Raw genomic sequence first — 13,576 nt, 5'->3', positions numbered from 1 at the left:
TCCGGCCCGGTTCAGCTGTCAGGCCGGATGCGCCCGGGCAGCGCTGTCGTGGCCCACGTCGGTCAGCCAGAGCTCGGTGCACACGTCGTCCCCCAGCAGGAAGCGCCGCACGGTCGGTCGCAGCGCCCCGGAGAGCCGCTCGGCCCCGTCGAAACGGATTCCCGGCACACCGTCGCCGATGAGCATCGGCGCGGTCGTGACGTAGAGCCGGTCCAGCACCCCGGCGTCCAGGAAGGCCGACACGGTCCGCCCCCCACCCTCGACCAGCACCCGGCGCAGACCCCTCCTCCGCAGCAGCCGCAGGACCTCCGCCGGGTCGAACCCGCCCTCGCGCAACGGCATACGCACGACCTCCACGTGCTCCCCCAGGCCTGTCGGCGCCGGCGTGCCGGCGGCGAGCACCCAGAAGGTCGGGGCGGCGCCGTCGGCGAGGACGTGCGCCGTCGTGGGCACGCGGCCCCGAGGGTCGAGGACGACGCGGACGGGGTCCTGCCCCGGCACGGCACGCACGGTCAGCCGGCAGTCGTCGGCACACACGGTGGCTCCGCCGACGACCACGGCGTCCACGAGGCCGCGCAGCCGGTGCAGGTGCTCACGGTCCTGCTCCCCGGAGACGTACTCCGCGTGGCCGCTGCGGGAGGCGATGAACCCGTCGAGACTCTGCGCGAGCTGCGCCAGCACCAGGTCGGGGCCCGCCGACACGACCGGGCCGTACCGCTCGACGAGGACCTGGTCGGCCGGGTCGGTCACGACGTCAGGGACGATGCCCTCCAGCAGCTGCTCCCACACGAGGTCACCCTGGGGGTGGTCGTGCGACATGCGCAGCCGCTTGGTCGCGAGGTACATCGCGTTCTCGACGCGGTCAGGGACGATGAGGCTGCGGCGTTCCTGCACCGTGATGCCGTGTGCCTCGACGGCACGCTCCTTGGCGGGGTTGGACGAGAGCAGCACGATGCTGTCCAGCCCGAGGTCGTGCAGCATGGCAGCAGCGGGACCGTAGTCGCGCGCGTCAGGTGGATGCCCCAGCTCGGTGTTGGCGTCCACCGTGTCCAGCCCCTGGTCCTGCAGCGCGTAGGCCTTGAGCTTCTCCAGCAGGCCGATCCCCCGCCCCTCGTGGCCCCGGAGGTAGAGGACCGCTCCCCGGCCGTGTCCCGCCACGATGCCGAGGGCGGCGTCGAGCTGCTCACCGCAGTCGCAGCGGCGCGAGCCCAGCGCGTCACCGGTCAGGCACTCGGAGTGCAGCCGCACCAGGGGCACGGGTGCCTGCGGGTCGTCGTCATCGTCGTCACCCATGACCAGCGCCACGCTCTCCTGGCCGGAGGGCCCGAGGTAGCCGAGCAGCCGGAAGACCCCGTGCCTGGTCGGCAGCGTGGTCTCCACCACCCGCTCCACCTGCGCCGTTGTGTGCGACGGTGTCCGATCGACTGCCATGGCCCAACTGTAAGCGGGCTTCAGCGCGTCTGCCCCTCACCCTCCACGACCCACTTGGTCGTGGTCAGCTCCGGCAGCGCCATGGGTCCTCGTGCGTGCAGCTTCTGGGTGGAGATCCCGATCTCGGCGCCGAAGCCGAACTCGCCCCCGTCGGTGAACCGGGTGGAGGCGTTCACCAGCACCGCCGCAGCGTCCACCTCGGCGACCCAGCGGCGTGCGGCAGCGCGGTCACCGGTGACGATCGCCTCGGTGTGGCCCGAGGTGTGCTCCTGCACATGAGCCAACGCGGCGTCGAGGTCGGGCACCACCCGGGCGCTGATGTCCAGGCTGAGGAACTCGGTGTCGTCGTCCTCCGCGGTGACCGGGACGTATGGCGTGCCGGCCTCCTGTGCGTAGCGCCCCATGGCGTGGTCCCCGTGGACGGTCACCCCTGCCTCGGCGAAGCGCCGCATGATCTCCGGCAGCACCTGCTCGGCGATGCCGGCGTGCACCAGCAGAGACTCGGCGGCGTTGCACACCGACGTGCGGTGGGTCTTGGAGTTGAGGACGAGGTCGACCGCCATGTCCGGGTCCGCCCCTGCGTCGACGTAGACGTGACAGTTGCCGGTGCCTGTCTCGATGACCGGCACGGTGGACTCCATGACCACGGTCCGGATCAGGTCGGCACCCCCGCGCGGGATGACCAGGTCGACGAGGCCGCGCGCCGTCATCAGAGCCCGACCGGCGTCGCGGCCGCCCTCGCTGAGCAGGTTGACGGCGTCGGCGGGCAGGCCGCAGCCGGAGAGCGCCTCGCGCAGCACGGCCACCAGGGCGGCGTTGGTCGACCCGGCTGCCGAGCCGCCCCGCAGGATGACGGCGTTGCCGGACTTCAGCCCCAGACCCGCGGCGTCGACGGTGACGTTGGGCCGCGCCTCGTAGATCATGCCGACCACCCCCATGGGCACCCGGACCTGCCGGAGCTGTAGCCCGTTGGCCAGCGTGGACCCCCGCACGACCTCGCCGACGGGGTCGGGCAGACCGGCGACCTGGCGCAGCGCGTCGGCCACGGCGTGCACCCGGGGCGCGTCGAAGGTCAGACGGTCCTGGAGGTTGGCGGGCATGCCGCTCTCCCGACCGCGCTGCACGTCCTCCTGGTTGGCGGACACCACCCGTTCGGTGGCGGCGTCGACCGCGTCGGCCATCGCCAGGAGCGCCGCGTCCTTCTCGGCACGGGTCAGCAGCGCCAGGGCGCGGGCAGCGACCCGCGCACGACGGGCGACCTCATGGACGCCGGCGACGACGGCGGGGTCGATCTCGGTGGTCTGGACCGGGCTCATGATGGCGGGGGCTCCTCGGGGATGCGGGACGGTGCCGGGGTCGGAGGACGACGGGTCACAGGACGACGAGGTCGTCACGACGCACGACGGTACGCGGTGCACGCCCGGCCGGAGGTCGGGAGCGCGTGCTCGACGTCGTGTCGAGCCGGCGACCCACCAGGGGGGCCAGCTCGGTGGAGTTGTAGCCGACGAGCCCCCGGGCGACGACGTGGCCGTCCGGCGCACACAGGTCGACCGTGTCCCCCGCGGCGAACCGGCCCTCGATGCGGGTCACCCCGACGGGGAGCAGGGACGTCTGCCGCTGCACGACGGCCTCGACGGCCCCCGCGTCGAGAACCAGCCGGCCCGTCACGTTGCTGGCGTGCGCCAGCCACCGTCGCCGAGCCGACTTCTTGGACCCCGTGGGCGAGAAGAGGGTGCCCACGTCGTCACCCTGGAGAGCCTCGTGGGCCTGGGCCGCCGACGTCAGCACGACCGTGATGCCCTCCTCGACGGCCATCGTGGCAGCCGCCAGCTTGGTCACCATGCCACCGGTGCCCACGTGTGAGCTCCCGCTGGAGACGTCGACACCGACCAGCTGCTCGGTGCTCGTCACGAGGGGGATGCGCGCGGTGCCCGCCACCCGCGGGTTGCCGTCGTAGAGGGCGTCCACGTCGGAGAGCAGGATGAGTGCGTCCGCGTCGACGAGGTGGGCCACCAGCGCGGCCAGCCTGTCGTTGTCGCCGAAGCGGATCTCGTCGGTGGCCACCGTGTCGTTCTCGTTGATGACCGGCACCACCTCGAGCTCGAGCAGCCGCTCCAGCGTCCGTGAGGCGTTCACGTAGTGGCTGCGGCGGTGCATGTCGTCAGCGGTGAGCAGCACCTGCCCCACAGTCAGTCCGTGCGGGGAGAAGGCCTGCGTGTAGGCCGCCATGAGGCTCCCCTGGCCGGCACTGGCGGCGGCCTGCTGGGTCGCGAGGTCCTTGGGCCGGCGGCTGAGCCCCAGGGGCGTCATCCCTGCCGCGATGGCACCCGAGGAGACCAGCACCACCTGGGTCTCCCCCTGCCACCGCTTGGCGATGGCGGTGGAGAGCGCCTGGACGCGGTAACGGTCGATCCCGCCCTGAGGTGCGGTGATGGACGAGGACCCCACCTTGACGACGATGCGGTGCGCGTCGCGCACAGCGGAGCGGAGATCGGACACGCACAGCATACTAATCCATCACCGCACATAATCATGCATGCAAGGTCCGTCTACTCCTCGTCGACCCAGCGTCCCGCCTGGCGGTCGGCCGCGAGCTCCTCGCGCGCCGCCTGGGCGGCATCCATCTTGGCGTAGAAGGACTCGCGCTTCTCGCTGCGGGTCGGCCGGTCACGCTCCTGCAGGCGCAGGTCCTGGCCGCGCTGACCGAGCAGCTCGGCCCCTGAGGACAGGGTGGGCTCCCAGTCGAAGACGACCGCGTCGTCCTCGGGCCCGACGAGCACGGTGGAGCCGGCGACGGCACCGGCCTTGAGCAGCTCGTCCTCGACCCCGAGACGGTTGAGCCGGTCGGCGAGGTAGCCGACCGCCTCGTCGTTGCTGAAGTCGGTCTGGCGCACCCACCGCGTGGGCCGCTCGCCGATGACGCGGAAGAGCTCTCCGTCGGAGGTGTTCTCGCGGCGGACCGTGAAGCCGCTGTCGTCCACGGCCTTGGGTCGCAGCACCACGCGTGTGGGCTCGGCCGGCGGGGCCGCCGCGCGGGCACGGACGACGTGGCCCGACAGCGCGTAGGTGAGCTCCTTGAGCCCCTGGTGCGCGACGGCAGAGACGATGTGCACCTCCAGGCCGCGGGCCTCCAGGTCGGGCCGGACCATCTCGGCCAGCTCCCTGGCCTCGGGCACGTCGGCCTTGTTGAGCACGACGATGCGCACGCGGTCGGCCAGGGGGATGCCGCCGAGAGAGGCATCGGGGACGTACTCGGCGAGCTCGTGCTCGATCACGTCGAGGTCGGTCAGCGGGTCGCGCCCGGGCTCCAGCGTGGCGCAGTCGATGACATGGACCAGCAGGTGGCAGCGCTCGACGTGGCGCAGGAACTGCAGGCCCAGCCCTTTGCCCTCGGACGCCCCGGGGATGAGGCCCGGGACGTCGGCCACGGTGAACCGCTCGCCACCGGCGGTGACCACCCCCAGGTTGGGCACGAGGGTGGTGAACGGGTAGTCGGCGATCTTGGGCTTGGCCGCGCTGAGCACGGAGACCAGGGAGGACTTGCCCGCGGACGGGAAGCCGATCAGCGCCACGTCCGCCAGGGTCTTGAGCTCGAGGACGACGTCGCGCTCCTCGCCCGGCTCACCGAGCAGGGCGAACCCCGGGGCCTTGCGGCGCGGTGAGGCCAGCGCCTTGTTGCCGAGGCCACCGCGCCCGCCCTGGGCGGCGACATACTCGGCCCCGTCCCCCACCAGGTCGGCCAGCACCTCCCCGTGGCGGTTGGACACCACCGTGCCCTCGGGCACCGCCAGCACGAGGTCCTCGCCGTTGGCGCCATGCTTCTCGCTGCCCCCACCCGGCTGGCCGTTGGGAGCACTGCGGTGCGGGCCGCGGTGGTAGTCCAGCAGCGTCGTCATCTGGCTGTCGACGCGCAGCACGATGTTGCCGCCCCGACCCCCGTTGCCTCCGTCGGGCCCCCCGAGCGGCTTGAACTTCTCACGGTGCACGGAGGCAACGCCGTGCCCGCCGTTGCCCGCTCGCAGGTGCAGGACGACACGGTCGACGAACGTGGTCATGGTTCATCCTCTCAAGGGACGGATACAGCAGGACGCCGGTGGAGAGCTCCTCGCTCCCACCGGCGTCCGGCTGTTGGCTGCGTGTGCGGCGTGTCCGCGTCAGACGGAGACGTCCTCGGTCAGCACGTTCACGGTCTTGCGGCCCCGCTTGGAGCCGAACTGGACGGTGCCGTCGACCAGGGCGAACAGCGTGTCGTCGCCGCCACGGCCGACGCCGTCACCGGGGTGGAAGTGGGTGCCGCGCTGGCGCACGAGGATCTCCCCCGCGCCGACGACCTGACCACCGAAGCGCTTGACGCCCAGACGCTGTGCGTTCGAGTCGCGACCGTTGCGGGTCGAGGACGCACCCTTCTTGTGTGCCATGGCTGATGCCTACCTTCTGCTCAGTGATGGAGGGGTTGTGAGCGGCGCTCAGGCGTTGATCGCGGTGATCTTGACCTGCGTCAGCGGCTGGCGGTGGCCCTGACGCTTCTTGTAGCCGGTCTTGTTCTTGTACTTCTGGATGATGATCTTCGGACCCTTGGTGGCCTGGACGACCTCGGCGGTGACGCTGGCCTTGGCCAGCGAGTCCGCGTCGGAGGTGACCGAGGAGCCGTCGACGAGGAGCAGCGGAGCGAGCTCGACGGACTCGCCGGCCTGGGCGCTCACCTTGTCGATGATGAGGACGTCGCCGACGGAGACCTTCTCCTGGCGGCCGCCAGCACGAACGATCGCGTACACGTTGCTACTCACTTCCTGCAGTCTGATGGAGGGACGACGTCCCTTTCGTGGTGCTCGGGTGGGACTCTCGTCCCGGACGGGCCGGACCCGCTGCCCGGAGGGCAAGATCCTGGGCGCGCACCGACGAGTAAGCCTACAGCCCTGGTGGGCCGGCGGCCAAACCCGGCTCAGCTGGCCGACACCTCCGTGGTCTCCGTGGCTCCGGGCGGGCCTGCCGGTGCCACGACGCGGCCACGCCGACGCCGCGGGCGGGCCGCCGGTGCCGGCTCCACCGGCTCCGGGACCACGGCCGGCGCGGGCCCGGTGGTCTCCGCCGGCTCGCCAGCCTCCGGGGCATCCGAGGACCCGGCCTCCGCGCCGTCCCGAGGCGCGGCGGCCCCGGGAGTGTCCGCGGCCGCCTCAGAGACCGGAGACGGCGTCCTCGTCGTCGCGTCGTCCTCGGACATCTCCTGCACGACCGCCTTGGCCTGGGCGTTGGCGGTCTCGTCGCTGGACCCGGCGTTGAGCGCCGCAGCATGGGCCGCCGCAGCGATCTGAGCCGGCGTCGGGCCGTTCGGGTTGGGCGGCGGCAGCACGTTCGGCGCACCCTGGCCGGTGACCTCACCGGAGCCCGCACCACGGCCCTTGCGCGAGCGTCCCTTGCCACTGCCACCGTTGCCGTTGCCCGCGTCCCCGGAGGACCGCTCGACCGGCTCGGTGTGCACGACCAGGCCGCGTCCGCTGCAGTGGGCACAGGGCTCGGAGAAGACCTCGATGAGCCCGGAGCCCACCCTCTTGCGGGTCATCTGCACGAGCCCCAGTGAGGTGACCTCGGCCACCTGGTGCTTGGTGCGGTCGCGGCCCAGGCACTCGAGCAGGCGCCGCACCACGAGGTCACGGTTGCTCTCCAGCACCATGTCGATGAAGTCGATGACGATGATGCCGCCGATGTCACGCAGGCGGAGCTGGCGGACGATCTCCTCGGCCGCCTCGATGTTGTTCTTCGTGACGGTCTCCTCGAGGTTGCCACCGGAGCCGACGAACTTGCCCGTGTTGACGTCGACCACCGTCATCGCCTCGGTGCGGTCGATGACCAGCGACCCGCCGGAGGGCAGCCACACCTTGCGGTCCATGGCCTTGGCGAGCGCCTCGGTGACCCGGTAGTGCGTGAAGACGTCCTGCTGGCCGGTCCACTTCTCGACCCGGTCGGCCAGGTCGGGCGCCACACTCTCGATGTAGTCGCTCACCTCGGTCCAGGCACGCTCACCGGAGACCACCAGACGGGAGAAGTCCTCGTTGAACACGTCCCGGATGACCCGCACCGTCATGTCGGGCTCACCGTGCAGCAGCACCGGGGCGCTGGCGCCCTTGGCGGCCGACTTGGCCTGGATGCGCTCCCAGACGGCCGTGAGCCGCTCCACGTCGGCGCGGAGCTCGGCCTCGCTGGCACCCTCGGCCGCCGTGCGCACGATGACCCCGACACCCTCCGGCACGACCTCCTTGAGGATCTTCTTCAGGCGTGCCCGCTCCGTGTCGGGCAGCTTGCGGGAGATGCCCGTCATCGTGTTGCCGGGCACGTAGACCAGGTAGCGCCCCGGCAGCGAGATCTGGGAGGTCAGCCGGGCTCCCTTGTGACCGATCGGGTCCTTGGTCACCTGCACCAGCACGGAGTCCCCGGAGGAGAGGGCGTTCTCGATGCGCTTGGCCTGGTTGACCTCCAGACCGGCGACGTCCCAGTTCACCTCACCGGCGTAGAGGACCGCGTTGCGGCCCTTGCCCACGTCGACGAACGCTGCCTCCATGCTGGGCAGCACGTTCTGCACGCGACCGAGGTAGACGTTGCCGACCATCGTCGCCTGGGTCTCCCGCGAGACGTAGTGCTCCACGAGCACGCCGTCCTCGAGGACACCGATCTGGGTGCGGTCCTGCAGCCCGCGGACGACCATCACCCGCTCGACGCTCTCGCGGCGAGCCAGGAACTCGGCCTCGGAGATGACCGTGCGGCGGCGACCCGCCTCGCGTCCCTCCCGGCGGCGCTGGCGCTTGGCCTCCAGCCGGGTCGACCCCTTCACCCCCGACACCTCGTCACGGGCGGCACGCTCGGTGCCCTCCCCGCGGCGGCGGCGACGACGTCGTCGGCTGCCCGACTCCCCCTCGTCGGAGTCGTCGTCGGAGCCGGAGGCAGACCCGTCCTGCTGGCCGTCGTCGGACCCGCCACGCTGTCCCCGGGCGGAGTCCTTGTCGCCGTCGCCTCGGCTCCCGTCCCCGGCGCCCGGCTTGTCCTCGTCCTGCTCGTTCGTGTCCTCGGTGCCGCCCCTGCTGCGCCGGCCCTTGCCCCCGCGCCGGCGGCGGCGCCCGCGCGAGCCCTGCCCGTCGCCGGCGTCGTCGTCGCCGTCCTGGTCGGTGCCGTCGGACTCACCCTCGTCGGTGGGCTGTCCACCCTGGGGCGAGGCACTGCTTTTCGAGTCCCCCTTCGCGGCCGTGTCCTCGCCCTTCTTCTTCGTCCTGGGCTCCTCGCCCTGACGGGCCCTGGGCGCCTGCTCCTCCGTGGGCTGCTCGTCGTCCTTCTCCCCCGCAGCCTGATCGGACTCGTCGCGCCGGCGGCGCGGCCGTGCCGGGACCTCGGAGAGGTCGGGCGCCTGGAAGACCAGCCCGAAGGGCGAGCCTCCGGAGGCTGGGGCCGGGGCCGCGGCCGGGGTGGGGGAGAGCGGCTGCGGATCTGCCGGCTCGGGGGCCGAGAAGAGGGACGGCGGTGCGTCCGGGTGGGTTGCTGCCGGGGTCTCGGGGGTGGAGTTGTCCGTCATGGACGTGTCGTCCTTCCATGCCGGGCGAGAGGGCCCACACCGGGCCGTATGGCCCACCCTCTGCCTGGCGCGGGTGCGTCGTCGGACCCAGGCGGGCCGGACGGAAGTCAGTCCGCTGCATCTCCGGGCTCGCGCACCTCGCGCGTCATCCGGCGATGCCGGTGCCCCCGAGCGCCGGAGCGGCGCCACGCGTGCCGGCTGGAGGCCGCACTGCGGGTGAGGTGTCACCGGGACTCGCGGCGGGTGTGGGATGACCGCGAGGCCATCGGCAGTATCGCACAGCCGGCCGAGGACGGGCTGCTTCGCCAGGTCAGACCGGCGGGTCGAGGACTGCACCGTCCTCGGTCAGCGGCCCCTGTCGCAGCCGCGTGCTCACCGGCCTGGGCAGGTCGGCACCCGTGACGGCGCGCATCGCCGTCCAGATCTCCTCCGGCCGGATGGTGGGGATCGTATGCCGGACCGTGGCCTCGACCCGTGCCCCGTGCTGGGCCGTCTCGACGCCCACCAGCGCCGCCCTGACGTCGAGCTCCCGCGGGCCCTGCTTCATCATCCGGGTCACCCGGAGCTCCTCGGTGGCCAGCAGCCCCGTGGCCGCCGCGCGGACCGCCCCGGCGTCGCCGTCCCGGAAGTCCATCTCCCAGACGCTGGCCTGGAGCGCGTCGGCCAGGGCCCCGGGCGGGGAGCGGACCACGGAGACGACGTCCAGACCGGCCGGCAGCGCCGCGTCGAGCAGAGGACCCACGGAGTCGGGGTCCACCTCGCGGGTCAGCGAGATCTCGACGTACTCCGCCTCGCTGGCGGCCCCGGTCGGCGCCGCGTTGGCATAGCTGATCCTGGGATGGGGGTGGAAGCCGGCCGAGAACGCCATCGGCAGCCCTGCCTTGCGCACCGCGCGCTCCAGGGCACGCTGGAAGTCGCGGGTGGAGGTGAACCGCATACGCCCGCGCTTGGCGTACCGGATCCGCAGCTTCTGCACCGCGGGGTCGGGGGCCGGCCCCTCCGGTGTGCGCCGGGCCACGGTCAGCCTTCGCGCCGGGCCACCACGAGGCCTGCCCGGGCCTTGGGCGTGAACCACGTGGACTTGCGCGGCATCTTGGCCCGGTCGAGGTTGACCGCCACGAAGTCGTCGACGCGCACCGGCGCGATGAGCACCGCGACAGCGGCATGCCCCGCGTCCACCTGCTCGCGTAGCCAGGCCGCGGGGTAGTCGCCGCCGATGTAGCGGATGCGCTTGTCCCCCGGGTCCCAGCCCAGCACGCCCCGCACCACCACGGCCTCGACGACGGCGTGGTCGAGGCGGTCGACGCCGGCAGCGCCCGCGGGCACCGGCAGGCGCACGGCATACCCGCCCGTGGGCGTGTGCAGGTGGACGACGCCGGGCTCGCCGGGCACCTCTGTGGGTCCCTCGAGTGGTGAGACCTGGGCGCCCCGGCTGCGCAGTGCCTCGACCAGGTCGGGCACCTCTTCGGGCAGCGCGGAGAGAAGCCGGTGGTAGGGGTCGAGGTCGACCGAGCCCGGAGTCGTCACGACAGACAGGAAGCGGGTGAGCCCGGCGGTCTGCGCGGCCAGGCTCCGGTGGTTGCCGTCGGCCACCACCAGCTCGCCGCCGCCGGCCAGGTCACAGATCCGTCCCACGACGGCAGGGTCGGAGACTGCCCAGACCTCGTGGACACGCCCCGCCTGGTCGACGTCCCGCACGTCCGGCGCCACGGTCTCGGTGACCTGCACCAGCGCATCCTGCAGCGCGGCGTCGTGCTCGGTCTGCAGCAGCAGCACCGGCGAGAGCAGGTGGTCCACGGCCTCGATCAGGGCGACCCGCTCCCGCACCTTGTCGAGGAAGACGTCCTCGTTGCGGATGACCAGACCCGGCTCGTCCGCACGGCCGGAGATCTCTGCCGTGTCGACCATGGCGAACACCCCGTGGGACGCACGACCCCCGGGGCGGCCCGAGATGCGGTAGACGCCGAGCACGTCCCGGGCCGAGCGGTAGGCTCCCGCCCGCTGGGCGGCAGCCAGCCTCTCGGCCGCCGCCGGCAGCGCCTCGGCGAACGTGGCACCGAGGCTGTCCGGTGCCCGATGCGGCATCTCGACCCCCAGCGCACTGTGGGGGGCGTCCTGCAGGATCCGGCTGATCTCGGCGTCGTCGGCGAACTCGTCGTAGTTCTGGGCACCGGTGCCACCGGTGCTGATCCAGGCCTGGCTGATGGGGTGCACGGCGCTCATGCCGCAGGAGGCTACCGGGGTTGCCGCGTGGTCAAGCACGCCGCTGCAGGTTGCTACGCTGTGGCCTCCGCAATCACGACCCTGAAGGTGGAAGACCTGTGCGTGTCTACAACTTCGCCGCGGGGCCGGCGACGATGCCCCTCGACGTCCTCGAGCAGGCGCGGTCCGAGCTCACGGACTGGCGCTCCAAGGGCATGTCCGTGATGGAGGTCTCGCACCGCAGCAAGGACTTCGTCGCCGTCGCAGAGCAGTCCGAGGCCCTGGTCCGTGAGCTCCTGGGCGTGCCCGCGGGCTACCACGTGCTCTTCCTGCAGGGCGGGGCGACGGGACAGTTCTCCGCGATCCCGCAGAACCTTGCCCCCGAAGGCGCCTCCGTGGACGTGGTCAACACCGGGGCCTGGTCGGCGAAGGCGATCGCCGAGGCCGAGAAGTACGCACCGGTCACCGTCGTGGCCGACGAGGCGGCCTCCGGCTACAGCACGGTGCCCGCCCAGGGCGCCTTTGGCTCGAGCGACGGAGCGGCCTACCTCCACTACACCCCGAACGAGACCATCGGCGGGGTGGAGTTCGGGTACGTCCCGGAGGTGGACGTGCCCCTGGTCGCGGACATGTCCTCCACAATCATGTCCCGCCCGCTGGACGTCTCGAGGTTCGGCCTCATCTACGCCGGAGCCCAGAAGAACCTCGGGCCGGCCGGGCTGTGCCTGGTCATCGTGCGCGAGGACCTCGTCGGCCACGCGCGGCAGAGCACCCCCTCGGTGTGGGACTACTCCCGGATGGCGGCCAGCGGCTCCATGCTCAACACCCCTCCCACCTTCGGGTGGTACCTCCTGGGGCTGACGCTCGAGTGGATCAGGGACACCGGCGGCCTGCAGGCCATGGGCGAGCGCAACAAAGCCAAGGCCGACCGCCTCTACGCGGCCATCGACGCCTCGGACTTCTACTCCAACCCGGTCGCGCCGCAGGCGCGGTCCTGGATGAACGTGCCCTTCCTCGTCGCCGACCCCGCCCTGGAGAAGGACTTCGTCAGCGGCGCCGCAGCCGCAGGACTGGCCAACCTCGAGGGCCACCGCTCCGTGGGCGGCATGCGAGCCAGCATCTACAACGCCATGCCCATGGAGGGCGTCGAGGCCCTCATCGACTTCATGAAGGAGTTCGAGCAGAAGCACGCGTGAGCGGCCGACTGCGGACACGACCATGACCCAGCGCATCAGGACCTACAACGCCATCAGCCCGATCGGGCTCGCCCGCCTGCCTCGGGACTTCGAGGTCGGCCCCGACGTCTCCTCTCCGCAGGGCATCCTGCTGCGGTCCGCGGACCTCCACAAGGAGCCCGTCGACGAGTCCGTGCTCGCCATCGCCCGGGCGGGGGCGGGCACCAACAACGTGCCTGTGGCCCGGATGAGCGAGCGCGGGGTGGTGGTGTTCAACACCCCAGGCGCCAACGCCAACGCCGTGAAGGAGCTGGTCATCGCCGGCATGCTGCTGGCCGCCCGCAACATCTGGCCGGCGGCGAGGTTCACCGCCGACCTCACCGACGACGCGGGAGACCTGGACCCGGCGGTGGAGCAGGCCAAGAAGCAGTTCGCCGGGTTCGAGCTGCCCGGTCGCACCCTGGGAGTCATCGGCCTGGGTGCCATCGGGGTGCTCGTCGCCAACGCGGCCGCAGGCCTGGGCATGCGGGTCCTGGGCTACGACCCTGCACTGACCGTGACCCGGGCGTGGCAGCTCAACTCGTCGGTGCAGCAGGCGACCTCGCTGGACGAGCTCTTCCGCCGCGCCGACATGGTCACCGCGCACGTGCCCTTGGTGGACGCCACCAGGGGCCTCGTGGGTGCCGAGCAGCTCGACAGGATGAAGCCGGGGGCGACCATCCTCAACTTCGCCCGCGGTGGGATCGTCGACGAGCAGGCGGTGGTCTCGGCGCTCGACGACGGTCGGCTGCACGCCTACATCTGTGACTTCCCCTCCCCGACACTCGTCGCTCACCCCAAGGTCGTGGCCCTGCCCCACCTGGGTGCGTCGACGGCCGAGGCGGAGGAGAACTGCGCCGTCATGGCGGCCGACCAGATGCGCGACTACCTGCTGGACGGGACCATCCGCAACAGCGTCAACTTCCCGGAGGCGCAGCTGCCTCGCAGCGCCGGCGCCACGCGGGTCGCCATCGTCAACGCCAACGTGCCCAACATGGTGGGCCAGATCTCCGGCACCCTGGCCGAGGCAGGCCTCAACCTGGCGGACCTGCTCAACAAGTCGAAGGGCGAGATCGCCTACACCCTGATCGACGTCGACGGGGGCCTGCCGGCCTCCCTGGCCGAGCGCCTGCGCTCGATCGCGGGAGTCATCCGCGTCCGCATGCTCTGA

Annotated in this window: 11 protein-coding genes; 2 read left to right on the top strand and 9 right to left on the bottom strand. The window is 72.0% G+C overall.

Annotation, left to right across the window (positions count from 1 at the left end):
• Positions 1-18 precede the first annotated feature (18 nt).
• The 9 genes from ribA to LVO85_RS07535 all read right to left on the bottom strand — a co-directional run bounded on the left by ribA (position 19) and on the right by LVO85_RS07535 (position 11,212).
• Positions 19-1,431 carry a GTP cyclohydrolase II RibA gene (gene ribA / locus LVO85_RS07575; RefSeq protein WP_232746790.1) on the bottom strand — a complete coding sequence of 471 codons (1,413 nt, stop codon included), beginning with the start codon at positions 1,429-1,431 and terminating at the stop codon, positions 19-21.
• A 20-nt stretch (positions 1,432-1,451) separates the two neighbouring features.
• A complete protein-coding gene (locus LVO85_RS07570) occupies positions 1,452-2,747 on the bottom strand; it encodes a glutamate-5-semialdehyde dehydrogenase (protein ID WP_232746789.1) in 1,296 nt (431 codons plus the stop codon).
• 55 nt (positions 2,748-2,802) lie between these two features.
• Positions 2,803-3,939 (bottom strand): glutamate 5-kinase, encoded by a 1,137-nt coding sequence (gene proB, locus LVO85_RS07565; RefSeq protein WP_408637677.1) that lies wholly within the window; start codon positions 3,937-3,939, stop codon positions 2,803-2,805.
• Positions 3,940-3,980: 41 nt separating this feature from the next.
• A complete protein-coding gene (gene obgE / locus LVO85_RS07560) occupies positions 3,981-5,486 on the bottom strand; it encodes a GTPase ObgE (RefSeq protein WP_232746787.1) in 1,506 nt (501 codons plus the stop codon).
• A gap of 99 nt (positions 5,487-5,585) precedes the next feature.
• Positions 5,586-5,849: a 50S ribosomal protein L27 gene (gene rpmA / locus LVO85_RS07555; RefSeq protein WP_232746786.1), complete on the bottom strand. Its 264-nt coding sequence runs from the start codon at positions 5,847-5,849 to the stop codon at positions 5,586-5,588.
• Positions 5,850-5,897: 48 nt separating this feature from the next.
• Positions 5,898-6,206, bottom strand: a complete 309-nt coding sequence (gene rplU, locus LVO85_RS07550) for a 50S ribosomal protein L21 (RefSeq protein ID WP_232746860.1) — start codon at positions 6,204-6,206, stop codon at positions 5,898-5,900.
• A 167-nt stretch (positions 6,207-6,373) separates the two neighbouring features.
• On the bottom strand, positions 6,374-8,989 hold the full coding sequence (locus tag LVO85_RS07545) for an Rne/Rng family ribonuclease (protein ID WP_232746785.1): 2,616 nt from the start codon (positions 8,987-8,989) through the stop codon (positions 6,374-6,376).
• Between the two features lie 310 nt (positions 8,990-9,299).
• Positions 9,300-10,007, bottom strand: coding sequence for a TIGR03936 family radical SAM-associated protein (locus tag LVO85_RS07540; protein WP_232746784.1), 708 nt, complete (start codon positions 10,005-10,007; stop codon positions 9,300-9,302).
• Between the two features lie 2 nt (positions 10,008-10,009).
• On the bottom strand, positions 10,010-11,212 hold the full coding sequence (locus LVO85_RS07535; RefSeq protein ID WP_232746783.1) for a DUF1015 family protein: 1,203 nt from the start codon (positions 11,210-11,212) through the stop codon (positions 10,010-10,012).
• A 98-nt stretch (positions 11,213-11,310) separates the two neighbouring features.
• On the opposite strand from LVO85_RS07535, the gene serC reads away from it, so the two are divergent.
• Positions 11,311-12,387, top strand: coding sequence for a 3-phosphoserine/phosphohydroxythreonine transaminase (gene serC / locus LVO85_RS07530; RefSeq protein ID WP_232746782.1), 1,077 nt, complete (start codon positions 11,311-11,313; stop codon positions 12,385-12,387).
• A gap of 22 nt (positions 12,388-12,409) precedes the next feature.
• Positions 12,410-13,576, top strand: a complete 1,167-nt coding sequence (locus tag LVO85_RS07525) for a phosphoglycerate dehydrogenase (protein WP_232746781.1) — start codon at positions 12,410-12,412, stop codon at positions 13,574-13,576.

The sequence above is a fragment of the Ornithinimicrobium sediminis genome, from assembly GCF_021272345.1.
In the GTDB taxonomy this organism is placed as follows: Bacteria; Actinomycetota; Actinomycetes; order Actinomycetales; family Dermatophilaceae; genus Ornithinicoccus; species Ornithinicoccus sediminis_B.
The sequence above is the reverse complement of the archived record's forward strand: the minus strand, read 5'-3'. Positions and strand labels throughout refer to the sequence as shown.